Origin of the sequence: Klenkia soli, assembly GCF_900103975.1 — a bacterium.
Classification (GTDB): Bacteria; Actinomycetota; Actinomycetes; order Mycobacteriales; family Geodermatophilaceae; genus Klenkia; species Klenkia soli.
The window spans coordinates 91014-114200 of record NZ_FNIR01000006.1; the positions used below are offsets into that span (position 1 = coordinate 91014).

Sequence of the window (23187 nt, forward strand, 5' to 3'; positions counted from 1 at the left end):
TACCGCCGGGCGCACCGACTCCCTTTTCGCACCGGAGGTGACCGTGAGCGCTCCTGCGCCCACCGCCCCGCCCGCCGCCACCGGCACCACCGTCCTGCAGTTCACCGACGTGGCCCGGCAGTTCCCGGACGGCACCGTCGCCCTGGAGGGCGTGGACCTGACGATCCAGCGCGGTGAGTTCGTCACCGTCGTCGGCCCCTCGGGCTGCGGAAAGAGCACCCTGCTGCGGATCGCCTCCGGACTGGACGAGGCCTCCGCCGGCACCGCGACGGTCGACGCCCGGCGGATCGGCTACGTCTTCCAGGACGCCACGCTGCTGCCCTGGCGCAGCGTGCAGAAGAACGTCGAGCTGCTCGCCGAGCTGCACGGCATGAGCAAGACGGCCACCAACCAGGCCGCCCTCGACGCGATCGAGCTGGTCGGGCTGCGCGGGCACGAGAAGAAGCTGCCCCGGGCGCTGTCGGGGGGCATGAAGATGCGTGCCTCGCTGGCCCGCTCGCTGACCCTCGACCCCGACCTGTTCCTCTTCGACGAACCCTTCGGCGCGCTGGACGAGATCACCCGCGAGCGCCTCAACGACGAGCTGATCCGGCTGTTCGTGGCCAAGGGCTTCGGGGCGCTGTTCATCACCCACTCGGTCTCGGAGGCCGTCTACATGTCGACCCGGGTGCTGGTGATGTCCGGCCGGCCGGGCCACATCGTCGACTCCTTCGAGGTGCCGTTCGGCACCGACCGCACCCCCGAGCTCCGGTTCACCCCCGAGTTCGCCAAGCTCGCCGGCGAGGTCTCCCACGCGCTGCGCGAGGGCCACTCGTGACCGCCACCCTGCCCACCGCCGAGGAGACCCGCGTGACGACCACCCTGGAGAGCCCGACCCAGGCCCCGGTGGCCGCCGGTGCCACCCCGGCCCCGCTGGTGCGACGGCGCCGCCGGAACAAGCTGACCAGCTACCTGCTCCCGGTCGTCGTCTTCGCGGCGCTCATCGGGGTCTGGTACGCGATCACCTACCTGTTCCTGGAGCCGGGCAAGCGGTTCCTCATGCCGGCCCCGCACACCCTGATCACCGACGCGCTGCTCGACCCGGTCATCACCGACAAGGTCTGGCCGGCGCTGGGCCGCACCATCGTGGTCAGCTTCGCCGGGCTGGGCATCGCCATCGTGATCGGCATGCTGTGGGCGATCGCGATGAGCCAGAGCAAGGCGGTCGAGGCGTCGCTGTACCCCTACGCCGTAGCCCTGCAGTGCATCCCGATCCTGGCCCTGGTGCCGCTCATCGGGTTCTGGTTCGACTTCGGCTTCGAGTCCCGGGTGATCGTCTGCGTGATGATCGCGCTGTTCCCGATCGTGTCGAACACGCTCTTCGGGATCCAGTCGGTCGACCGCGGGCACCACGAGCTGTTCACGCTGCACCGGGCGGGCCGGATCACCCGGCTGGTGAAGCTGCAGCTGCCGGCCGCGCTGCCGGCCATCTTCGCCGGGTTCCGCATCTCGGCCGGGCTCTCGGTCGTCGGCGCGATCGTGGGTGACCTCTTCTTCAAGAAGGGCGACCCGGGCCTGGGCATCCTGCTGTCGAACTTCAGCTCGCGGCTGCAGGGCGCTCCGCTGTTCTTCACCATCGTGGTCACCGCGGTGCTCGGCTTCGCGGTCTTCTTCCTCTTCGGCCTGCTGGCGAAGCTCGCCGTCGGCCGCTGGTACGACCAGTCCCGCGACGCCGGCTGAGCCGGCCGGTCCGCCCGTCCCCCCTGTACTGCACCACCCGGAGCCCCGCCGCCGTCGGCCCCGGTCCACCGGCACCCCGAGCCTGAGGTGCCGGCCCCACCCCTCCCTAGGAGCACGTGTGCGCATCACCCGGACCACGTCGGCCCTCGCGGCCACGGCACTGCTGGCCCTGTCCCTGGCCGCCTGCGGCAGCGACGACGGCGACTCGGCCGCGGCCGCCCCGTCCGGCGAGGTCGGCAGCAACGACCTCGCCGCCGCGGGGTGCCCCAGCAACATCGTCGTCCAGACCGACTGGAACCCCGAGGCCGAGCACGGCGGGCTCTACGAGTCCCTCGGCGACGACTACGTCGTGGACGCCAGCAACAAGTCCGTCAGCGGGACGCTCATCGACGGCAACGGCGACAGCACCGGGGTCACCCTGGAGATCCGGGCCGGCGGCCCGGCCATCGGCTTCCAGACCGTCACCGCGCAGATGTACTCCGACACCGACATCGACCTGGGCTACATCGCCACCGATGAGGCCATCCAGAACTCGGCCGACCAGCCGACGACGGCGGTGCTGGCACCTCTCGAGAAGTCGCCGACCATGATCATGTGGGACCCGGCCACCTACCCCGACGTGAAGGGCATCGCCGACCTGAAGGCCGCGGGCACGACGGTCCGCTACTTCGACGGCTCGGCCTACATGGCCTACCTGACCGGTGCCGGGATCCTCGACGCCGACCAGGTCGACGGCTCCTACGACGGCACCCCGGCCGGCTTCGTGGCCGCCGGCGGTGAGGTCGCGCAGCAGGGCTTCGCCTCGGCCGAGCCCTACATCTACAAGAACGAGGTCGCCGACTGGGGCAAGGACGTCGACTACCAGCTCGTCTACGACGCCGGCTTCCAGCCCTACCAGAGCTCTATCTCGGTCCGCTCCGACGACCTGGACGGCATGTCGGACTGCCTGACCGCGCTGGTGCCGCTCATGCAGCAGGCCGACGTCGACTACCTGGCCGACCCGGCCCGGGCGACGGGGATCATCCTCGACCTGGTCGACCAGTACGACACTGGCTGGGTCTACTCCCAGGGCGTGGCCGACTACTCGGTGCAGACCCAGCAGGAGCTCGGCCTGGTCGGCAACGGCCCGGACGACACCCACGGCAACTTCGACACCGACCGCGTCGACACGCTGATCGAGCAGACCACGCCGATCTTCGACGAGCAGGGCACGCCCCCGAAGGAGGGCCTGACCGCCGACGACCTGGTGACCAACCAGTTCATCGACGACTCCATCGGCGTCCCCGCCAGCTGATCCCGCACACCCCTCCGGCGCCCCGTCACCCGACGGGGCGCCGGAGTCGTGCCACCCGACCGTGAGGACGCCGACGATCGACACGCATGCCCCGGCCACCGCGATGCTGGCCGCCCTCGCGTCCGGCGAGGTGTCCGCGGTCGAGCTGACCCGGGCGCACCTGGACCGGATCGCCGGTCCGGGGGCCGCCCTGAACGCCGTCGTGGTGGTCGACGCCGAGGGTGCGCTCGCCGCAGCCGGGCGCGTCGACGCCGACCGGGCCGCCGGTCGGCCGCCCGGTCCGCTGGCCGGCCTGCCGATCACGGTCAAGGACTCCGTCGACGTCCGGGGGCTGCCCAGCTCGCACGGCCGGGCCGACGACCGGCGGGTGGCCGTCGCCGACGCGCCTGCGGTCCGGCGGCTGCGGGAGGCCGGGTGCGTGGTGCTCGGCAAGACCAACGTGCCGGTGTGGCTGGCCAGCATGCACAGCGAGAACGACCTGTTCGGCGCGACGCTCAACCCGTGGGACCTCTCGCGGTCCAGCGGCGGGTCCAGCGGCGGGTCCTCGGCGGCCGTCTCCGCCGGCCTGGCGGTGGCCGACCTGGGCAGCGACCTGGCCGGGTCGCTGCGGGTGCCGGCCGCCTGGTGCGGGCTGTTCGGGCACCGACCCAGCAACGGCGCGGTGTCCAAGCTGGGCAACCTGCCCTGGCCGGACGGCGGCCTGCTGGAGCCGATGGTGTCCGCGATCGGCCCGTTCACCCGGTCGGCGGCCGATGCCGAGCTGTTCAGCGAGGTGCTGTTCGGCGCCGACGGCCTGGACGCCGTGGGCTGGCAGCTGCGGCTGCCCCCGGCCCGGGTCACCGACCTGGCCGGCACCCGGGTCGCGGTGTGGACCGACGACCCGGCGCTGCCCGTCGACCCCGAGGTGCGGACGGCGATCCGCGGCTTCGCCGACCGGCTGGCCGACGCCGGCGCCCGGGTCACCGAGCTGGCCGCCCCGCCGGTCGGCGGGTCCGACGACCTCGCGCTCTACCAGCGGCTGCAGGCGGCGGAGGTGGTGCACGGCTTCACCGCGCAGGACCTCGCCGACGCCCCGGCCGCCTACCACCAGTCGGTCTGGGCGGCGCTGCACGACCTGGAGGCCCAGCGCGCGGCGACGGCCCGGTGGGCCGAGGTGTTCGGCGGGGTGGACGTCGTCCTGTGCCCGGCGGTGTCCCGCACCGCCACCGCCTACACGCCCGACCGGAAGGCCCCGGAGCTCGTGGACGTCGACGGCCGCCGGGTCCCGATCGACACCGTGTGCGACTGGGCCCGGCTGTCCAGCCTCGGTCGGCTGCCGGCCACCGTGGTCCCGCTGGGCCCCGGTGCCGACAGCGGTCTGCCGGTCGGGGCGCAGCTGCTGGGCGCCTACCTGGAGGACCGCACCCCGCTCGCCGTCGCCCGCCTTGCCGAGCAGGCCGGGCTGGTCACCTTCCGAAGTCCGCCTTCCTGATGGTGGCGTGCACGCCCTTGACCACGTCGACCACCTGGCTGATCCGGAAGTCGGTGGCCGCCGAGAGGTAGGCGTAGGCCAGCGACGGGTCCATCCCGAACCGGGCCTGCAGCAGGGCGACGGCGGCCCGCACGCAGTCGGCGACCGCGACGTCGAGGTCCTCGTCCAGCCCGGTGGGCACCAGGAACTCCGCGGTCTCCGCCAGCGGTCCGGCGAGGTCGCCGAACCGGGCGAGCGCGTCCTTCCGCGGCACGACGTCGAACCGGACGGTGGCCCGGAGGCTGGCCTCCATCGCGGTCAGCGACACCTCGCCGTCGCCCTGCGCGAAGTGGGGGTCGCCCACGTAGGCCAGCCCGCCGTCGACCTGGACCGGCAGGTACAGCGTGGCGCCCGTGGTCAGCAGGTTGATGTCGAGGTTCCCGCCGTGCGATCCGGGTGGTACCGAGTGCGGCCGGTCGGGGCCCGGGACGGCGACGCCCATGATCCCCAGGAACGGCCGCAGCGGGAACCGCACGGTGGGCGGGGCGCCGGGGGTGAGCGGGAGCAGGCCGTGCTCGCCGTCGTCGGACACCGCGGCGAACGTGCTGAACAGCGGGGCGCCGTCCCGCGGGTGCTCACCGGGCAGGGCACCCTTGCCGTGCCGGTTGGAGATGACGCCGTAGGGCACCCGCGGGGTGGTGTGGAGCACCGTCATCGCGAGCAGGTCGCCGACCCGGGCGCCGTGCACCGCGATCGGCCGGCTCACCACGTGCGGACCGTCCACGCCGAACCGGTGCGGGTGGGCGCTGCCGGCGAGGGCGACGGCGTCCTCGAGCACCTCGGCGACGCCGTGCCGGCCGAAGAACGCCGCCGGGTCGCGGCCCTGGTCCTCCAGGATGCCCTCGTGGCTGACCGTGTCGAGGGTGACCGACGTGCCCGGTTCCACGGTCAGCACCGGCTCGTCGGCGGCGCACGGCAGCCGGCCCCAGAGCACGTGCTCGGGGGTCGAGGGCAGGTAGGTGGCGGCCGGGATCGGCCCGCGCCCGGGCTGGAGGACCGACGTCACCGGGCCGCGACCTCGGCGGCCAACCGGGCCATGCGCTCGTGCACCTGGTCGACCACCTCGTCGGCCCGCGGGTCGGTCAGCACGGCTCCGTCGGCGACCATCCGGCCCCCGACCCAGACCGAGCGCAGGTTGCGCAGCGAGCAGGCCAGCACGTAGGTGCCGACGGCGTCCCAGACCGGCCCGGTGTCCGGGTTGCGGGGGTCGACGACGCAGAAGTCGGCGAACCGGCCCACCCGCAGCGAGCCGACGTCGCCGTCCACCCCGAGGGCCTCGGCGCCGCCGCGGGTGTGCATCATCAGCACGTCGGCGACGGGTGCGGCCAGCGGGTCCTTGTACTGCGCGCGGAGCATGGCGATGCCGGTGCGCATGTTGTTCCACGGGTCGGCGACGTCGGTGCACGACTGGTCGTCCAGGCCCATGCCCACCCGCATCCCGGCGGCCCGCAGCTCGGGGATCGAGGCCACCCCGCTGGCCAGGCGACCGTTGCTCATCGGCTGCCAGCTCATGCCGCAGCCCCCGGCGGCCGCCGCGGCGATGATCTCCGGGGTGGTCTGGATGAAGTGGCCGAACACCAGCTGCGGGGTGAGCGCGCCGGCGTCGGCGTACCAGGCGAACTTGGACCGCTGCAGCTCCAGCATCTCCGCGGTCTCCAGGAAGTGCGCCTGGTTGACCAGCCCGTACTCGCGCATCACCTGGACCTCGAGGGCGGCGGTGTCCGGGCTCGGTGCCCACTGCACGGCGCCGCTGACCGCGACCCCCAGCAGCAGCGACGGATCGGCGTCCGCGGCGCTCGCGACGACGTCCTGCACGTGGGCCAGCGCCTCGGACCGGGGGACCGCACCCTGGGCCAGCATCACCGAGTGCAGGCTGCGCAGGCCGGCGTCGAGCTTGGCGCGGAGCTGGGCGTCCTGGCGGGCGGTGTCGGGCAGCCGGTCGCCGAAGCTGGCGATCGTCTTGTCGAACTGCAGGCCGCCGTCGGTGAAGTCGTAGGCGGTGGTGATGCCGTTGCGCAGGAAGTCCTGGGCGCCGTGCCGGGTGGACCAGTACATGTCCTCCGGGGTCGCCGGCATGACGTAGCGCAGCATCGCCTCGATCCAGCCGTACAGCGTCTCGTCCATGCCCAGGCCGCGGCTGCCCGAGGTGAACAGGTGGCTGTGCGCGCTGACGAAGCCCGGGCCGATCAGGGTGCCGGTGGCGTCGAGCACCTCGTCGGCGTCCGCGAGCTGCTCCGGGGTCGGCGTCCCCGGCTCGACGGCGGTGAGCCGGCCGTCGGCGCCGACGGCGAACCAGCCGACGAACGGCGTCGGTCGGTCGGGGTCGACGGTGAGCAGGGTGGCGCCGTGCACGAGCAGGGTGGTCATGCTGGTGGTCACTGAGAGGCTCCCGGGGTCCACTGGCCGGTGACCAGCTCGGTGTACATGCGGCGCAGCAGCAGGCTGTTCCTGTCTGCCTTGGCGTGCGCGTTGAGGTGCTGGGCCAGCGGGAACTCGTCGGGCAACCGGTCCAGCAGGTCCTTGTCCTCGAGCTCGACCTGGTGGTCGAAGGCGCGGATGTCGGCGGCCGGGCGGTCGGCCTCGGTGTCGGTGCGCAGCACGACCTGGTGGATCACGCAGCTGCGGTCGTCGACCGGGGTGATGGCCTTGAGCATCACGTGGCCCAGTCCGTCGGGGTAGCGGATGAGCAGGTGCATGAAGAACGGCAGGTGCACCTGGCTCCAGGTGTGCCGCACGGTCGCGCCGTCCTCACCGGGCCGGCCCTCGACCGGGACGTCGGTCCACGTGACGAGCCCGTACGGCCTGCGCTCGACGTTCTGGTCGGTCAGCTCGGGGTTGTCCGGGTTGCCGAAGGAGTTCCGGTGCACGAAGGCCACGTGGCCGGGGTCGATGTTGTTCTCCACCAGGTGCATGGCGGTGCAGTCGAAGTCCCACGAGCCCTCGGGCACCCGCCGCCAGGCCGGGTCGTCCCACTCCGCGACCTCGGGGATGCCGGCCACCGGCCCGCCCTCGGCCTCGGTGGCCAGGCACACCCAGACCAGCCCGTAGCGCTCGGCGCTGGCCACCATCGTCAGGCCGGACTTCGTGGGGTGCGGGGAGTCGGGGAACTGCGGGATCCGCTTCGTCGTCCCGTCGGCGTCCCACTCCCAGCCGTGGTAGGCGCAGACCAGGTGGCACCCGGTCACCCAGCCCATCGACAGCGGGGCGTCCCGGTGGGCGCAGCGGTCGTGCGCGACGCTCACCGGCCCGGCGGGGTCCGGGCGCCAGACGACGAGGTCGGTGCCGAGCACGCGGCGGTGCAGCGGGGCGACACCGCGGCGGCCGGGCTCGGGCTCGGTGGTGAGGTCGTCGACGGAGCAGACGACGTACCAGAAGTGGCGGAAGACGGGGTGCTCGGAGAGCACGAGGTGGTCGGGGCCGGCGTGCCGGGTGACGCGGTTCTCCTGCAGTGCGGTCATGGGTCGTCCTGGTCTCGCACGGGCCGCTCGCGTGGTTCGCGCGGCCCCGCGGTCACGCTGCCCTCCGCGGGTTGCGGCACCGTTTCAGGCCCGTTGCACGCCCGCGAGGACGACGGCCGCGGCGTTCCGACCCGAGGCGCCCCACACGCCGGCGCCGGGGAAGGTGCCGGCGCCGGTGAGGTACAGCCCGCGGACCGGGGTCGCGTACCGGGTGAGCTCGCGGTCCCGGCCGACCAGCGCGGCCAGCGGACCGCCGGAGAAGGACGGCGCCCACCCCCGCGGCATGCCGAGGTCGCGCTCGTAGTCCTCGGGGGTGACCACCCGCCACCGCCGGATGCCCGCGGCGAACCCGGGACCCACCTGGGCGGCGAGCAGGTCCAGCCACCGCTGCGGTTCCGCCGAGGACGCCCAGCCGCCCGGCACGGCGTACGGGGTCCAGAGCACCTCGAGGGACAGCAGGTGGTCCGCGCCCACGCGCATCGTCGGGTCCAGCACCGACGGGGTGTTGACCAGAGCCATCGGGCGGGCCGCGACGGTCCCGGCGCCGTGTGCGGCCTCGATCGAGGTCAGGGACGGCGCGAGCGTCGTCGTCGGCACGTGGCCGTCGAACGGGCCGACCCGGTCCTGCAGGCGGGCGACCTGCGGGAGCACCGGCAGGGTGCCCATCACGGCGTCGAGCTTGGACTCGTAGCCGTCGGGCTGCGGCCGGCCGGTCCACCGGGCGACCATCGCCTCGGCACCGGACGGCGGGTGCGGGCCCAGCCAGTCGACGACGGTGGTGCGCGGGTCGACCGAGCTGACGACGACGTCGGCGCGGACCTCCTCCCCGGTGTCCAGCAGCACCCCGCGGACGGCTGGCCCCTCCACGAGCACGCGGGCGACCCGCGCGCCGGTGCGGACGACGCCACCCGCAGACTCCAGCGCCCCGCGCAGGGCCGTCGGCAGCGCGCCGGACCCGCCGACCGGGCGGCCGATCCCGACCAGGTGCCGCATCGCGATCCCGGTCGCGCCCAGCCCGGTGCCCGGGGTGGACGGCGCGACGCCCCAGACAGCGGGGCCGGTGGTGAACGCACCGGCCACCAGGAACTCGTCGGTGAGGTACCGGCCCAGCACGTCGGCGACGCTGCGGCGGGACCAGTCCAGCAACCGGGGGAGCGCGAGCGCCTTGCGGTCGGCGAGCTTCCGCAGCACCCGGCCGGGGGTGGGCGGGGTCGAGGTGAGCTCGACCAGCAGCCGGGCCACCGGGGTGGCGTCGGCCAGGTAGCGGCGGTACCCGGCGACCTGGGTGGGGTGGGTGACCGCGAGGGCGTCGAGGGTGCGCTCGGTGTCGCGGAACTGCACGAACGCCGGGCCCGCCGCGTCGTCCCAGCTCACGTGCAGCGCCTGCGGGTCGACGTCCAGGTAGCGCAGGCCGTGCGCGGCCAGGTCCAGCTCGTCGGCGATGGTCGTCGTCCGGACCATCGTGTGGTCGCAGTTGCAGATGTTGACCCGGGCGCCGTCCAGCGCGTCGACGGTGGCGGCGCAGCCGCCGGTGTCCGGGCCGGCCTCCAGCACGGTGACGTCGAGCCCGGCCCGGGCCAGGTACGCCGCGCAGACCAGCCCGTTGTGCCCGCCCCCGACCACCACCACCGTCGTCATGAGCGGGCCGCGAGGAGGGTGGTGAGCTCGCGGACGACGTCGGACTCCTCGCGGGTGACCAGCCGGCCGTCGCGGACCACCACCCGGCCGCCCACCACCACGTGCTTCGGGCGGCGCCCGGGCGAGGCCCAGAGCAGCCCGGCGACCGGGTCGGCGACCCCGGTGTCGGCCACCCCGGTGACGTCCCAGCAGACCAGGTCGGCGCGGGCGCCGGGCGCGATGCGGCCCAGATCGGGCCGGCCCAGCCCGTCCGCCGAACCCGTGGTCGCCCAGCCGAGCACCTCGCACGCGCTCACCGGCCGGCCGACCAGCGGGGCGACCTGCATGGCCAGCCGGGCGTCGGCCAGCAGGTGCCCGGCGTCGTTGGACCCCCCGCCGCTGGTGCCCAGCCCGACGGTGACCCCGGCGTCGGCCAGGGCGGCCACCGGCGCGATGCCCCAGCCCATCGGCAGGTCGCAGCCGGGCGCGTGGGTGGCGGTGACCCCGGAGCCGGCGACCAGCTCGAGCTCGGCCGGGGTGAGGTCGCACAGGTGGGCCAGCGTGACGTCGGGGGCCAGCCAACCCCACTCGTCGAGCAGGTCCAGCGGCCGCCGTCCGTACTTCTCGACGGCGATCGCGACGTCGACCTGCTCGTTGGCCTGGGTGCGCCGGCGCAGGCCGCGGGCCGCGGCCACCTCGGCCATCAGCCGGAAGGTGTCGGGGGAGTCGGAGTGCACCCCGGCCGGGCCGACGGCGACCTGGACGACGCCGTCGTCGGACACCCCGCCGTGCGGCACCAGGGCCGCGGCGATCGCGTCGGCCGAGGCGGCGGCGGTCTCGGCGTCGTCCCGGGCGCTGCCGCGGACGAACGCCACCCGGGCACCCAGCTCCCGGGCGGCCGCCGCGGTGGCCGAGGCGATGCCCACCCCGCCGTCGGTCAGCGCGGGCCAGGTCAGGTGGTGGTCGGCGACGGTGGTGACCCCGCACAGCAGCGCCTCGGCCAGCCCGGCCGAGGCAGCGGCGTGCGCCAGCTCGGCGTCCACCCCGACCGCGGTGTAGGCCGCGGCCATGGTCGGCAGCCACTGCGCCATCGGCACGCCGCGGGTCGCGGGCAGCGTGCGGAACGCGGTCTGCAGCAGGTGGTGGTGGGCGTTGACCAGGCCCGGGGTGACGACGCAGCCGGTCGCGTCGAGCACCTCGGCGCCGGACGCCGGCCCGAACCTGCCGTCGTCCCCGCAGGTGATGTCCCCGGCACCGTCCCCGCCCAGCACGGCCACGGCGCCTCGCACGGTCAGCATGCGCAGCACCCTGGCAGCCCCGTGTTCCGCGCAGGTGACGGCTGGAACGCCGCCGACACCCGGCCGCAATCACCCGGCCCTAGCGTCCCCGGCGTGACCGTCCGACTGCTCACCGAGCTCTCCGCCCCCGCCATCGCCGACGCGCTCGGCCCGGACTCGGTGCTGGTGCTGCCGACCGGGGCCATCGAGCAGCACGGTCCGCACCTGCCGGTCGCGACCGACCTGATCACCGCCCAGAGCATGGCCGAGCTGGCCGTCGCCGAGTTCGGCGAGGAGCTGGACCTCTGGCTGCTGCCGCCGCTGGCCTACACCAAGAGCAACGAGCACCACTGGAGCTGCGGCACCTTCTGGCTCTCGGCGCAGACCATGCTGAGCGTGCTGCACGACCTGGGTGCCTCGATGGTCAAGACGCCGGCCCGCCGGTTGGCCTTCCTCAACGGGCACGGCGGCAACTCCGCGCTGCTCCAGGTCGCCGCCCGCGACCTGCGCATCGCCCACGGCCTGCGCACCTTCACCCTGCACCCCTCGCTGCCGGCCGACCACGGCGGGAAGAGCCCGGAGAGCGAGCTGGGCCTGGGCATCCACGGCGGCCACGAGGAGACGTCGCTGATGCTGCACCTGCGCCCCGAGCTGGTGGACATGGAGAAGGCCCAGCGCTGGGTGCCCGAGCAGCTCACCGAGTACCGGCACGTGCGGTTCGGCGGGTCGGTGAGCTTCGGCTGGACCTCGGACGACTTCGGGCCCGACGGCGTGATCGGCGACGCGAGCACCGCCACCGCCGAGCACGGCAAGGAGAAGGTCGAGGCGATGCTGGCCTACCTCGGGGAGGCGTTCGCCGAGGTCGCCGCCTTCGACCCCGGCCCCCGCGCGTGAGGCTGGCCGGCAAGCGGGTCGTCGTCACCGGGGGTGCCCGGGGGATCGGCGCGGCGATGGTCCGCACCTTCGCCGCCGAGGGCGCCGTCGTCGCGGTGCTCGACCGGCTCGCCGACGAGGCCGGGAAGCTGGCCGCCGAGGTCGGCGGGCACGCGGTCGAGGTCGACCTGGCCGACGTCGTTGCCACCCGGGCGGCGACGTCGACGGCCATCGACGCCCTGGGCGGGGTCGACGTGCTGGTCAACAACGCCGGCATCCTCCGGTTCGCCTCGCTGCTGGACCTCGAACCGCACGAGTGGGACGAGGTCTTCGCGGTCAACGTGCGCGCGATGCTGGTGACCACCCAGGTCGCCGCGACGGCGATGGCGGCCGAGCGGGCACCGGCGCACCCGGGGGACGTCGTCGGCAAGATCGTCAACACCGCCTCGATGGGCGGCAAGGCCGGCGGGGCCGGGCAGGCGCACTACGCGGCGTCCAAGGCCGCGGTCATCGGCCTCACCCGGGCCACCGCCGAGGAGCTCGGCCCGCTGGGCATCACCGCGACCTGCCTGTGCCCGGGGTACGTGCTCACCGAGATGGGCGCCGGCACCCGCACGCCTGCGGACGTCGCCCGGTGGGCCACGAAGTCGCCGCTGGGCCGGCTCGGGGAACCGGAGGACGTCGCCCGGGTCGCGCTGTTCCTGGCGTCGTCGGACTCGGACTACCTGACCGGCGACGCGCTCAACGTGGCCGGCGGGATGGTGACCCACTGACCCGCAACGACTGGACCCTGTCCCGCGACGCCGTCGACCTGCGCCGGCCGGTCCTCGAACCGCGGCCGGTCGATGTGGGCGCGCTGCCGCAGCGGCTGACCCTGGACCTGGCCCGCACCGCCCTGGTCGCGGTCGACCTGCAGAACGACTTCTGCCACCCCGAGGGCTGGCTGGCCTCGATCGGGGTCGACGTGTCCGGGGCGGCCGGGCCGATCGGTGCCCTGGCCACCGCGCTGCCCCCGCTGCGCGCAGCCGGCGTCCCCGTCGTGTGGGTGAACTGGGGCAACCGGCCCGACCGGGCCAACCTCCCACCCGGCGTCCGGCACGTCTACGACCCCGACGGCGCCTCGACCGGCATCGGCGACCCGCTGCCCGGTGGCTCGCGCGTGCTGGAGCTCGGCTCCTGGTCGGCCGGGCTGGTCGACGAGCTGGTCCCCGAGCCCGGTGACCTGCAGGTCGCCAAGTACCGGATGAGCGGGTTCCCCGACACCCCGCTGGACTCCGTGCTGCGCAACCTGCGGGTGGACACCCTGCTGTTCGCCGGCGTCAACACCGACCAGTGCGTGCTGGCCACGCTGGTGGACGCCGCGAACCTGGGCTACGACGTCGTCCTCGTGGAGGACCTCTGCGGCACGACGTCCCCCGACTTCTGCACCGCCGCGACCCTCTACAACGTGCGGCAGTGCTTCGGCTTCACCACCACCTCGGCCGAGCTGCTCGCCGGCCTGCACCCGTAGGAGACCCCGTGGCCCTCGCCCCCGTCGTCAAGTCCCTGGCGGACATCACCCCGCACTACATCGGCGAGAACCGGTCCGTGCGGCTGGCCGTGCTCTCCGGTCCCGCCGACGGCTCCGGCACGACCGTCGTCCTGGAGATCTGGGAGCCCGGCGGTTCGCAGCCGGACAACTCGCACGAGGCCTCCACCGAGACCTTCGTGGTGCTGCGCGGCACGGCGCGGGCGCACAGCGACCAGCACGTGGCCGACCTGGGCCCGGGCGACGTCATCGTCCTGCCGGCCACCTCGGTGCACCACATCGTCAACACGTCGGAGTCCGAGCGGCTCTACACGATCACCGTGATGGAGAACGACGGCGGTTTCGCCGACCTGATCCTGACCGGCCCCGAGGCCTTCCTGGACGCCGCGGACGCCGCGGTGCTCGGCGCCGTCCTGACCCCGGCGTGACCATCGCGGACGTCGGCGGCTGGGACGTCGAGGACGAGGTCCGCGCGGCCGTCGGGCGGTACGAGTCCGCGCTCGCCGCGGACGACCTGGCCGAGCTCGACGCGCTCTTCGCCCCCGGGGACACGACGCTGCGGGCCGACGCCGGGGGAGTGCTGGTCTCGCACGGCGCGATCAGCGACTACCGCCGCGGCCGGGGCGGTGCCCCGGCGCGCACGGTGACCGCGCTGCACGTCGTCGTGCACACCGGCGACCTCGCGACGGCGGTGGCGGAGACGCTGCGCCCGGACGGCACCCGCGGCCTGCAGACCCAGGTGTGGGAGCGCGGTGCGGTGGGCTGGCAGGTGCGGGTGGCGCACGTCAGCTCCGGCCCGGCCCCCACGACGAGGACGGCGGCCGACGCCTCGTGCGAGCGGGCCGACCCGGCGACCTGGCGGGTGGTCGGCTCGCCGCTGGTCGCGCCCTCCTCGGGTGGCCCGCTGGACGGCGTGTCGATCGCGGTCAAGGACCTGGTGGACGTCGCGGGGCACCCGGTCGGCGCGGGCAACCCGGTCCGGCTGGCGCAGGCCGTGCCCGCGGGCGCGCACGCCCCGGTGCTGGCCGACCTGCTCGCCGCGGGCGCGCACGTGCGGGGCATCGCGCGCACCGACGAGCTGGCCTACAGCCTGTCGGGCACCAACGTGCACCACGGCAGCCCGGCCAACCCGTGGGGCGCCGGACTCGTGGTCGGTGGGTCGACGAACGGCCCGGCGTCGGCGGTCGCGCGCGGGCAGGCCGACCTGGGCCTGGGCACCGACACCGCCGGGTCGATCCGGGTGCCGGCGAGCTACTGCGGGCTGCACGGGCTGCGGCCCACCCACGGGGTGCTGAGCCTGGACGGCGTGCTGCCGCTGGCCCCCTCCTTCGACACCGTGGGTTGGCTGACCCGGGACGCCGGCCTGCTGCACCGGGTGGCGTCGGAGCTGCTGCCGGCGGCCACGCCGATCACCGCGCTGGTGCTGGCCTCCGACCTGGTGGCACTGGCCGACGAGGCGGTGGCGTCGGCGCTGTCGGCGGCGGCTGCCGAGCTGGCCGCCGCGTCGGGACTCGCCCTCTCGCGGCAGGCGCTGGTCACGCCGGAGGAGCACGCGCGGTGGTTCACCGCGTTCCGCACCGTGCAGGGCGCGCAGGCGTGGGCGGCGCACGGGGCGTGGATCACCGCGAACCCCGGCGTGCTGGGGCCGGGCATCGCCCAGCGCTTCGTCGACGGGTCGAAGGTCGGCTCGGACGACCTGGTCGAGGCGGCGGCGGTGCTCGCCGAGGGTCGCGCGGCGCTCCGGGCGCGGCTGCCCGGGGGCACGGCGGTGCTGCTGCCGGCCGCCAGCTCGACCGCACCGCTGGTGGGCGCGACCGCCGAGCGCAAGGCGACCTACCGTGCTGCGACGCTCCGGCTGACCTGCCTGGCCGGGGTCGGCGGACTGCCCTCGGCGGTCGCCCCCGCGGCGCTGGTCGACGGCCTGCCGGTGGGGCTGGCCCTGCTCGGTGCTGCGGGCGGCGACACGGCGCTCACCGGTCTGCTGGCGGCCTGGGACCGGCGGCTCGCCCCGCCGTCCTGACCGCGTGGTGCGCCCGGCAGGAATCGAACCTGCGACCAAGGGATTAGAAGGCCCCTGCTCTATCCGCTGAGCTACGGGCGCTCGGCGGCGCCGATCATCCCATCCGCTCTAGCTGCTCCGGGTGCGACGTGCTCGCCGTCGTCCACATCCGGGGTGCTCGTCCACAGATCACCGCCGAGGGCCCCGCAGCAGGGCACCGGCGGCGACCGTCAGCGGTGTCCGGCGGACGTCGCCGGCCCACCCTGGAGGAGCGCCATGAGCAACCAGATCACCGTCGTCGGCAACGTCGTCGACTCGCCCATCCGTCGTCGAGCGGGCTCCGGGGAGGTGACGAAGTTCCGGATGGCGGCCACCGACCGGTACTTCGACTCGGCCGCCGGTCAGTGGGTCGACGGCGACACCTTCTACGTCGACGTCGACGCCTGGAACGCCCTGGGTGCGAGCGTGTCGGCGAGCGTCTTCAAGGGCGACCCGGTCGTGGTCGTCGGCAAGATCGCTACTTCCGAGTACGAGGTCGACGGCGCCAAGCGCAGCCGCCCGGTGATCAAGGCCGCGGCGGTGGGTCACGACCTCAGCCGGGGCAGCGCGGTCTTCAAGCGCACCCCGCGCGCGACGGCCGACCCCGTGCCGGCCGCCGACGAGCCCTCGCACGTGGTCACCGAGGACGGCGAGCAGGTGGACGCACGCACCGGCGAGCTCGCCGACGCGGCCGCGGCCCCGTTCTGAGCCAGGTGCCGGGGCCGGGCCTCCCGGTCCCGGCGCCGTCGGGGTTGCCCGGGGCTGGGAGACTGGACCCCAGGCGTGGCGTGCGGACCCTGGTGGGTTGCCCCCGCCGACGAGACCAGCACGATCCCCGATCCCGACGGAAGGCTCCCGTGGCCCAGTACATCTACTCCATGGTGCGTGCCCGCAAGGCGCACGGCGACAAGGTCATCCTCGACGACGTCACGCTGGCGTTCCTGCCCGGCGCCAAGATCGGCGTCGTCGGCCCCAACGGCGCCGGCAAGTCGACGGTCCTCAAGATCATGGCCGGCCTCGAGCACGCCTCCAACGGCGACACCACGCTGGCCCCCGACGCCACCGTCGGCATGCTCCAGCAGGAGCCGCCGCTGAACGAGGACCTCGACGTCCGCGGCAACGTCGAGGAGGCCGTCAAGGACCTCCGCGCGGCGCTGACCCGCTTCGAGGAGGTCAGCGCGGCGATGGGCGAGCCCGACGCCGACTTCGACTCGCTGCTCACCGAGCAGGGCGAGCTCATGGAGGTCATCGAGAACGGCGACGGCTGGGAGCTCGACAACCGCATCGAGCAGGCCATGGACGCGCTGCGCTGCCCGCCCGGCGACGCCGACGTGAAGGTGCTCTCCGGTGGTGAGCGGCGCCGCGTCGCGCTGTGCAAGCTGCTGCTCGAGGCGCCGGACCTGCTGCTGCTCGACGAGCCCACCAACCACCTGGACGCCGAGTCGGTGGCCTGGCTCGAGGCGCACCTGGAGAAGTACGCCGGCACCGTCGTCGCCGTCACCCACGACCGGTATTTCCTGGACAACGTGGCGCAGTGGATCCTCGAGCTCGACCGCGGCCGGGCCTACCCCTACGAGGGCAACTACTCCACCTACCTCGAGACCAAGGCCGCCCGGCTCAAGGTCGAGGGCGCCAAGGACGCCAAGCGCGCCAAGCGCCTGAAGGACGAGCTGGAGTGGGTGCGTTCGGGCGCCAAGGCCCGCCAGGCCAAGAGCAAGGCTCGGCTGGCCCGCTACGAGGAGATGGCCGCGGAGGCCGACAAGTTCCGCAAGCTGGACTTCGAGGAGATCCAGATCCCGCCGGGCCCGCGGCTGGGCAGCGTGGTCATCGAGACGAACAAGCTGGTCAAGGGCTTCGGCGACCGGGTGCTCATCGACGGGCTGTCGTTCTCGCTGCCGCGCAACGGCATCGTCGGCATCGTCGGCCCCAACGGCGTCGGCAAGACCACGCTGTTCAAGATGCTGGTCGACCAGGAGACCCCCGACGGCGGCGACATCAAGGTCGGCGAGACGGTCAAGATCTCCTACGTCGAGCAGAACCGCAGCGGCATCGACCCGACCAAGAGCCTGTGGGAGGTCGTCTCCGACGGCCTGGACCACATCAAGGTCGGCAACGTCGAGATGCCCTCGCGGGCCTACGTGTCCGCCTTCGGGTTCAAGGGGCACGACCAGCAGAAGAAGGCCGGCGTGCTCTCCGGCGGTGAGCGCAACCGGCTGAACCTGGCGCTGACGCTCAAGCAGGGCGGCAACCTGCTGCTGCTCGACGAGCCCACCAACGACCTGGACACCGAGACCCTCACCAGCCTGGAGAGCGCGCTGCTGGAGTTCCCGGGGTGCGCCGTGGTGGTCAGCCACGACCGGTGGTTCCTCGACCGCGTGGCGACGCACATCCTGGCCTACGAGGGCAACTCGCAGTGGTTCTGGTTCGAGGGCAACTTCGACGACTACGAGAAGAACAAGATCGAGCGGCTGGGCGCCGACGCGGCCCGCCCGCACCGGGCGACCTACCGCAAGCTCACCCGCGACTGAGCGAGGGCGACGGCTGAGGGGGCGTGCACCGGTCGGGCACGCCCCCTCAGCCGTCACCCGGCGATGAACCGCCGCACGAAGCGCTGCTGCGGCCACGTCTCGACGGCGCGCGGTCGGTAGCGGGCGCGCACCCAGTCGACGGCCCCGGACGGCGGCACCCCGTCCAGCACCGCCAGGCAGGCCAGCGCCGTCCCGGTCCGCCCGGTGCCACCCCGGCAGGCGAGCTCGACCCGCTCCTCGGCGCACCGGGCCAGCGCGTCGACCAGGACGGTGCGCAGCAGCTCCGGCTCGGCCGGCAGCCGGAAGTCCGGCCACCGCACCCACCGCTCCTCCCAGTCGACGGGGTCGGGTCGCCGGCCGAGCAGGTACACCCCGAGCTGGGGGAGCGGCCCCGGGGGCAGCCGGTCGCGGCGCCCGCGGCCGCGGACCAGCCGGCCCGAGGGCAGCTCGACGACACCGGCGTCACCCAGGTGCCAGCTCACCGGGTCACCGTAGGACGACCCCCGTACGGCAGGGTGTCCTCCCGTGAGGTTCTCGGTGCAGGTGCCCATGCGCTGGGCGGACATGGACGCCTACCAGCACATCAACAACGTCGCGTTCCTCGGCTACTTCGAGTCCGCGCGCGTGGCGCTGTTCTTCGACCAGCCCACCCACGACGCCGAGACCGGCATGCGCCGCGGCCTGGTCGTGCACTCCCACCAGGTGCAGTACAAGCGGCCGGTGGTCTACGACGCCGAGCCGCTGACCGTGCAGATCTGGGTGTCCACCGTCCGGGCCGCCGCACTGACCTGCCACTACGAGCTCTTCGACCACGGCGTCCTGGCGGTCACCGGGAGCACCGTGCTGGTGCCCTTCGACTTCGCGCTGAACCGACCCCGGCGGATCACTCCCGACGAGAAGGCCTGGCTGCAGCAGTGGCTGGACGAGCCGGCCGCGGGGTGACCGCACCGGTCGACGTCCTGGCCGCCGCGGACCCGGTCGCCGCGGTGCTGGCCGCCCACGCGGCCGGGGGACCGATCGCCCTGCGCACCTCGGGGACCACCTCGCAGCCGCGCGCCGTGGTCCGCAGCACCGCGTCCTGGTGGACCTCCTTCCCGGCGGTGTCCGAGCTGACCGCGCTCGGGACGGGAGCTCGCCTGTGGCTGCCGGGCCCGCTGCAGGCGTCCATGAACCTGTTCGCCGCCGTGCACGCCCGTTGGGCGGGCGCCCTGCTCGTGGACGGCCCGGACGCGGCTACGCACGCCGTCCTCACCCCGGCCGCGCTGTCCGCGGCGCTGGACGACGGCGTCCCGCTCGCCGGCCGGCAGCTGGTCGTGGCCGGCGACCGGCTGGGCCGTGTGCTCGCCGACCGGGCGATCGCCGCGGGCGCCCGGGTCGGGCACTACTACGGGGCCGCCGAGCTGTCCTTCCTGGCCTGGGGCACCGCCGAGGACGACCTGCGGGCCTTCCCCGGTGTCGAGCTGTCCGTCCGCGACGGCGTCGTCTGGGCCCGGTCGCCGTACCTGTCGGCGGGCTACGCCCCGGGGCAGGACGGCCCCTTCCGCACCGCTCCCGACGGCTGGGCCACGGTGGGCGACCGCGGGACGCTCACCGAGGACGGCGTGCTGCTGGTCGCCGGGCGCGGGGCCGACGCCGTCACCACGGCCGGCGCGACCGTGCTGGTGGCCGAGGTGGAGCAGGCGCTGCGCCGGGCCGGGGGAGGGGACGTCGTCGTCGTGGGGGTACCGCACCCCCGGCTGGGTCAGCTGGTGGCCGCCGTCGGCACCGATGCGGCCGCCCTCGCCGCCGCCCGGGCCGGGGTCGCGGACCTGACGGCGGCCCAGCGCCCGCGACGGTGGTTCCACCTGCCGCGGTGGCCGCTGACCGCCGCGGGCAAGGTCGACCGCCGCGCGGTGGCCGACCTGGCCGCCGACGGTCGCCTCGAGCGCCTCGCGGCAGGCGTCACATGACGCCCAGGACCCGTTCGAGCCCGGGAACGGGTCCCTGCCGTCGGATGACGGCCCGGCAGGGGCGGGCGTGAGCGGCGGGCCCGTCGTCGTCGCCGCACTGCGGAGCGCGATCGGCACCGCGGGGAGCTCCTTCGCCGACGTCCCGGCCGCCGAGCTCGCCGCGCCGGTCCTCGCCGCGGTCGCCGCCGCGGTGCCGGAACTGCCGCGCGAGGTGGTCCTGGGCAACTGCACCGGTCCCGGCGGCGACCTGGCCCGGGTGGCCGCGCTGACCGCCGGGCTGCCGGTCGAGGTGCCCGGGCTGACCGTGGACCGGCAGTGCGCCAGCGGCCTGGCCGCCGTCGTCCTCGGCGCGCAGCTGCTGGGTGCCGAGCCCGGGCTGGTGCTGGCCGGCGGGGTCGAGTCGGCCTCCACCTCGCCGCGGCCGGGGCGTGCCTCCTTCGCCCCCGCGGAGCTCGGCGACCCCGACATGGGCCCGGCGGCCGACACCCTGGCCAGGCAGTTCGGCATCACCCGCGCCGAGCAGGACGCCTACGCCGCCCGCTCCCACGCCCGGGCCTCCGCCGCGCAGCAGGCCGGCGTGTTCGACGCCGAGATCGTGCCGGTGCGCGGGGCCACCCGCGACGACCGGCCCCGGCCCGGGCTCACCGAGCAGCGACTGGCCCGGCTGCGGCCGGCGTGGGGCGGCACGGGGACGGCCGGCAACTCCTGCGGCGTGAACGACGGTGCGGCAGCGGTGGCGCTGGTCGACGCGGCCACCCACGCCCGGCTCGGCGTCCCGGGGTTGCGGGTGCTCGCCACGGCCACCGCGGGTGCCGACCCCGCGCTGCCCGGGCTCTCGCTGGTGCCCGCCGTCCGCCTGGCGCTGCAGCGCGCCGGGCTCGGCCTGGCCGACCTGGACGTCGTCGAGCTGAACGAGGCGTTCGCCGGGCAGGTGCTTGCCTGCTGCCGGGCGCTGGACCTGGAGCCCGAGCGGGTCTGCCGGGAGGGCGGCGCACTGGCGCTGGGGCACCCGTGGGGTGCGTCGGGTGCGGTGCTCGTCGTCCGGCTGTTCAGCCAGCTCGTCCGCGCGGCCGGCGGCCGGTACGGGCTCGCGGCGGTCGCCGCCGGCGGGGGCCAGGGGGTCGCGGTCGTGGTGGAGTCGGTCGGCTAGGCCGTGTCGGCGCCGCGGGCGTCCAGCGCCTCGCCCACCGTGTGCGCCAGCTGCAGCACCGAGACCAGCAGCGGCACGACCAGCCGGACCAGCGCCCGGGGCCCGCGCACCCGCCCGCCGCGGGCCGCCTGGGCCTCCCGGATCCGGTCGGCCCGCTCGGCGACCAGCGGCACGAACCGCAGGGCCATGGCCAGCGCCAGCCCGATCCGCGCCGGCCGGACACCGAACACCCGAAGCGGGGCGCAGAGCCGCTCGACGACGGCGACCAGCGCGGTCACCCGGGTCGTCGCCGTGACCACGGCGGCGGCCAGCACCAGCGCCAGCAGCCGGACGGCGGTGGCCGCCCCGGTGAGCACGTCGGTGGCCAGCGCGTGGAACACGAAGATCGCCGCCGCCCACACCGCGACGGCCCGGGCCTGCCGGAGCAGCAGCCCGACCGGCAGCCGGGCGGCGCCCAGCCCGACCAGCACCACCGCGAGCAGCGTGCCCAGGGCCGCCGGCAGGGTCGGGACGACGAACACCACCACGCCCAGGACCAGCAGCACGAGCAGCTTCACCCCGGCGGGCAGCCGGTGCACCGGGCTGGTGCGCGGGACGTACAGGGCCAGCGTCACCGGTCGGCCATCAGCGCGCGGTAGGCGGCCAGGGCGGGGGTCGGGCGGTCGTCGGCGACCACCCGCCCGCCGTCGACGACCAGCACCCGGTCGAAGCCGGCGAGCAGCTCCAGGTCGTGGGTGACCACCACGACCGCCTGGTCCAGGCCGTCGACCAGCCGGCCGATCCGACGGGTGTTCACCAGGTCCAGCAGCGTGGTCGGCTCGTCGAACACGATCCGCGCGGGCCGCATGACGAGCACGCCGGCGATCGCCAGCAGCTGCTTCTGGCCCCCGGAGAGCAGGTGTGCGGGGTGGTCGGCGTGGTCGGCCAGCCCGTACCGCGCGAGGACCTCGGCCACCCGCTCGGCGCGCTCGGCCGCGGGCACGCCCTGGTTCTCCAGGCCGTACCCGACGTCCTCTGCGACGGTGGGGTGCACGATCTGGGCGTCGGGGTCCTGGAAGACGAACCCGACCCGGCGGCGCACCTCGCGGGCCGCCGTCGCGGTGTCCAGCCCGTCGACCAGCACCCGGCCCGAGGTGGGGACGACGAGGCCGTTGAGCAGCCGGGCCAGCGTGGACTTGCCCGACCCGTTGGCCCCGACCACACCGATGCGGCGTTCGGTCAGCCGCAGGTCCAGGTCGGCCAGCACCATGCGCTCGCCGTAGGCGTGCCCGACCCCGAGCAGCTCGATCCCGCGGGACGGGTCGGGCGTGGGCGTCGGGCCGGCAGGCCCACGGCGCAGCCTCACGGGGCGGTGGCTGCCCGCCGGGGCCGCTCGACCACCGGGTAGGCGCGCCGCACGGCCACCGCCAGCACCGCGGCGATCACCGCCTTGACCAGGTCGCCGGGGACGAAGACCAACGACCCGGTGGCCGCCGCGGCCAGCGAGGTGTCGGCGTAGAGGCTGAGGAAGGGGATGCCGATCGCGTAGACGACGCCGATGCCGCCGACCACGGTGGCCACCAGCGCGGTGACCACGTTCAGCCGGCGCCAGAGCAGCTCGACCAGCAGCCCGGTGACGAGGGCCGCGACAGGCCAGGAGTAGAGGAACCCGGCGCTGGGGCCGACGAAGACCGCGAGCCCGCCCCGCCCGCCGGACAGCACCGGGAGGCCGACGGCGACCAGCACCAGGAACAGCAGCAGGGCCAGGAACCCGCGGCGGGCACCCAGCACGGCCCCGGCCAGCATGACCCCGAGGGTCTGGGCGGTGATCGGCACCGGGAGCGCGGCCACAGGGATCGCCGGCAGCAGGCCGAGCGCCGCGGTGAGCGCGGCGAACAGGGCGATGTAGGCCAGGTCGCGGGTCTTCACGGTGGGCCTCTCCGTCGGTGTCGGGTGTCGACCGCGGAAGGTATCCGGTGGCCGGTGGCGAGCCCGCCGCGGGGTTGACCAGCGGTTACCCAGCCGGGTTGCCCGGGTGCTGAGCGTGAGGTTGTCTGGGTGCACGGGGTCCGCGACGAACGGCGAAGAGGAATGGCATCCGGATGGTGGTCCTCGTGGTGGCAGCGCGTGCTGTCGGCGCCCGAGGTGGCCGAGCGCGCGGCCCTCCCGGCGCCGCGCGTCCCGGTCGAGGACCCGCAACCGGAGGAGAGACCGGTTGCGCGCGAGCACGTCCCCTCGCCGCGGAGCGCCCCGGCAGGACCGCCCCC

At 74.8% G+C, this 23187-nt stretch carries 23 protein-coding genes and 1 tRNA gene; 14 read left to right on the forward strand and 10 right to left on the reverse strand.

Annotation, left to right across the window (positions count from 1 at the left end; genetic code table 11):
• Positions 1-43: 43 nt before the first annotated feature.
• The 4 genes from BLS67_RS10685 to BLS67_RS10700 all read left to right on the forward strand — a co-directional run bounded on the left by BLS67_RS10685 (position 44) and on the right by BLS67_RS10700 (position 4484).
• Positions 44-817 (forward strand): ABC transporter ATP-binding protein, encoded by a 774-nt coding sequence (locus tag BLS67_RS10685; RefSeq protein ID WP_207500482.1) that lies wholly within the window; start codon positions 44-46, stop codon positions 815-817.
• Entirely contained in the window at positions 814-1719 is a 906-nt protein-coding gene (locus BLS67_RS10690; protein ID WP_091244505.1) for an ABC transporter permease, read from the forward strand. The genes BLS67_RS10685 and BLS67_RS10690 overlap by 4 nt, the downstream gene beginning before the upstream one ends.
• A gap of 118 nt (positions 1720-1837) precedes the next feature.
• Positions 1838-3013, forward strand: coding sequence for a nitrate ABC transporter substrate-binding protein (locus BLS67_RS10695; protein ID WP_091244510.1), 1176 nt, complete (start codon positions 1838-1840; stop codon positions 3011-3013).
• A 61-nt stretch (positions 3014-3074) separates the two neighbouring features.
• Positions 3075-4484, forward strand: a complete 1410-nt coding sequence (locus tag BLS67_RS10700; protein ID WP_131801718.1) for an amidase family protein — start codon at positions 3075-3077, stop codon at positions 4482-4484.
• Here BLS67_RS10700 and BLS67_RS10705 read toward each other — a convergent pair.
• The 5 genes from BLS67_RS10705 to BLS67_RS10725 all read right to left on the reverse strand — a co-directional run bounded on the left by BLS67_RS10705 (position 4459) and on the right by BLS67_RS10725 (position 10896).
• On the reverse strand, positions 4459-5529 hold the full coding sequence (locus tag BLS67_RS10705) for an acetamidase/formamidase family protein (RefSeq protein WP_091244516.1): 1071 nt from the start codon (positions 5527-5529) through the stop codon (positions 4459-4461). The genes BLS67_RS10700 and BLS67_RS10705 overlap by 26 nt on opposite strands.
• Entirely contained in the window at positions 5526-6902 is a 1377-nt protein-coding gene (locus tag BLS67_RS10710) for an amidohydrolase family protein (RefSeq protein WP_207500483.1), read from the reverse strand. Before BLS67_RS10710 ends, BLS67_RS10705 begins: the two co-directional genes overlap by 4 nt.
• Positions 6899-7981, reverse strand: a complete 1083-nt coding sequence (locus BLS67_RS10715; RefSeq protein WP_091244519.1) for a Rieske 2Fe-2S domain-containing protein — start codon at positions 7979-7981, stop codon at positions 6899-6901. Before BLS67_RS10715 ends, BLS67_RS10710 begins: the two co-directional genes overlap by 4 nt.
• A gap of 84 nt (positions 7982-8065) precedes the next feature.
• A complete protein-coding gene (locus BLS67_RS10720) occupies positions 8066-9619 on the reverse strand; it encodes a phytoene desaturase family protein (RefSeq protein ID WP_091244522.1) in 1554 nt (517 codons plus the stop codon).
• A complete protein-coding gene (locus BLS67_RS10725; protein ID WP_091244996.1) occupies positions 9616-10896 on the reverse strand; it encodes an amidohydrolase family protein in 1281 nt (426 codons plus the stop codon). Before BLS67_RS10725 ends, BLS67_RS10720 begins: the two co-directional genes overlap by 4 nt.
• 93 nt (positions 10897-10989) lie before the next feature.
• On the opposite strand from BLS67_RS10725, the gene BLS67_RS10730 reads away from it, so the two are divergent.
• The 5 genes from BLS67_RS10730 (at position 10990) to BLS67_RS10750 (ending at position 15296) form a co-directional block, all read left to right on the forward strand.
• Positions 10990-11769, forward strand: a complete 780-nt coding sequence (locus BLS67_RS10730; RefSeq protein WP_242653979.1) for a creatininase family protein — start codon at positions 10990-10992, stop codon at positions 11767-11769.
• A complete protein-coding gene (locus BLS67_RS10735; RefSeq protein WP_242653980.1) occupies positions 11766-12521 on the forward strand; it encodes an SDR family NAD(P)-dependent oxidoreductase in 756 nt (251 codons plus the stop codon). The genes BLS67_RS10730 and BLS67_RS10735 overlap by 4 nt, the downstream gene beginning before the upstream one ends.
• A 74-nt stretch (positions 12522-12595) precedes the next feature.
• Positions 12596-13258 carry a cysteine hydrolase family protein gene (locus BLS67_RS10740; protein ID WP_242653981.1) on the forward strand — a complete coding sequence of 221 codons (663 nt, stop codon included), beginning with the start codon at positions 12596-12598 and terminating at the stop codon, positions 13256-13258.
• Positions 13259-13266: 8 nt separating this feature from the next.
• Entirely contained in the window at positions 13267-13704 is a 438-nt protein-coding gene (locus BLS67_RS10745) for a cupin domain-containing protein (RefSeq protein ID WP_091244528.1), read from the forward strand.
• Positions 13701-15296: an AtzH-like domain-containing protein gene (locus BLS67_RS10750; protein ID WP_091244532.1), complete on the forward strand. Its 1596-nt coding sequence runs from the start codon at positions 13701-13703 to the stop codon at positions 15294-15296. The genes BLS67_RS10745 and BLS67_RS10750 overlap by 4 nt, the downstream gene beginning before the upstream one ends.
• A gap of 5 nt (positions 15297-15301) precedes the next feature.
• Here the strand turns inward: BLS67_RS10750 and BLS67_RS10755 are convergent.
• Positions 15302-15377, reverse strand: a tRNA-Arg gene (locus BLS67_RS10755).
• A 174-nt stretch (positions 15378-15551) separates the two neighbouring features.
• Here BLS67_RS10755 and BLS67_RS10760 point away from each other — a divergent pair.
• Positions 15552-16022, forward strand: coding sequence for a single-stranded DNA-binding protein (locus tag BLS67_RS10760; protein WP_091244535.1), 471 nt, complete (start codon positions 15552-15554; stop codon positions 16020-16022).
• A gap of 149 nt (positions 16023-16171) precedes the next feature.
• Positions 16172-17842, forward strand: coding sequence for an energy-dependent translational throttle protein EttA (gene ettA, locus BLS67_RS10765; RefSeq protein WP_091244536.1), 1671 nt, complete (start codon positions 16172-16174; stop codon positions 17840-17842).
• Positions 17843-17895: 53 nt separating this feature from the next.
• Here the strand turns inward: ettA and BLS67_RS10770 are convergent, their stop codons facing one another.
• Positions 17896-18324 carry a protein-tyrosine phosphatase family protein gene (locus BLS67_RS10770; protein ID WP_091244540.1) on the reverse strand — a complete coding sequence of 143 codons (429 nt, stop codon included), beginning with the start codon at positions 18322-18324 and terminating at the stop codon, positions 17896-17898.
• Positions 18325-18367: 43 nt separating this feature from the next.
• Between BLS67_RS10770 and BLS67_RS10775 the strand changes: the two genes are divergently transcribed.
• The 3 genes from BLS67_RS10775 (at position 18368) to BLS67_RS10785 (ending at position 20941) form a co-directional block, all read left to right on the forward strand.
• A complete protein-coding gene (locus BLS67_RS10775) occupies positions 18368-18784 on the forward strand; it encodes an acyl-CoA thioesterase (protein WP_091244544.1) in 417 nt (138 codons plus the stop codon).
• Positions 18781-19791, forward strand: coding sequence for an acyl-CoA synthetase family protein (locus BLS67_RS10780; RefSeq protein ID WP_091244547.1), 1011 nt, complete (start codon positions 18781-18783; stop codon positions 19789-19791). Before BLS67_RS10775 ends, BLS67_RS10780 begins: the two co-directional genes overlap by 4 nt.
• 67 nt (positions 19792-19858) lie before the next feature.
• Positions 19859-20941, forward strand: coding sequence for a thiolase family protein (locus tag BLS67_RS10785; protein WP_242653982.1), 1083 nt, complete (start codon positions 19859-19861; stop codon positions 20939-20941).
• Here BLS67_RS10785 and BLS67_RS10790 read toward each other — a convergent pair.
• The 3 genes from BLS67_RS10790 to BLS67_RS10800 are packed head-to-tail and all read right to left on the reverse strand — an operon-like array spanning position 20938 to position 22849.
• Entirely contained in the window at positions 20938-21555 is a 618-nt protein-coding gene (locus BLS67_RS10790) for a CbiQ family ECF transporter T component (RefSeq protein ID WP_091244550.1), read from the reverse strand. The genes BLS67_RS10785 and BLS67_RS10790 overlap by 4 nt on opposite strands.
• A complete protein-coding gene (locus BLS67_RS10795) occupies positions 21552-22286 on the reverse strand; it encodes an energy-coupling factor ABC transporter ATP-binding protein (RefSeq protein ID WP_242653983.1) in 735 nt (244 codons plus the stop codon). The genes BLS67_RS10790 and BLS67_RS10795 overlap by 4 nt, the downstream gene beginning before the upstream one ends.
• On the reverse strand, positions 22283-22849 hold the full coding sequence (locus BLS67_RS10800) for a biotin transporter BioY (protein ID WP_091244554.1): 567 nt from the start codon (positions 22847-22849) through the stop codon (positions 22283-22285). Before BLS67_RS10800 ends, BLS67_RS10795 begins: the two co-directional genes overlap by 4 nt.
• Positions 22850-23187: the final 338 nt, after the last annotated feature.

Bases quoted from the DNA above. Each gene is read 5' to 3' on its own strand.
- BLS67_RS10720 (WP_091244522.1), bottom strand. From the start codon at position 9,619: ATGACGACGGTGGTGGTGGTCGGGGGCGGGCACAACGGGCTGGTCTGC.
- BLS67_RS10725 (WP_091244996.1), bottom strand. From the start codon at position 10,896: ATGCTGACCGTGCGAGGCGCCGTGGCCGTGCTGGGCGGGGACGGTGCC.
- BLS67_RS10715 (WP_091244519.1), bottom strand. From the start codon at position 7,981: ATGACCGCACTGCAGGAGAACCGCGTCACCCGGCACGCCGGCCCCGAC.
- BLS67_RS10760 (WP_091244535.1), top strand. From the start codon at position 15,552: ATGAGCAACCAGATCACCGTCGTCGGCAACGTCGTCGACTCGCCCATC.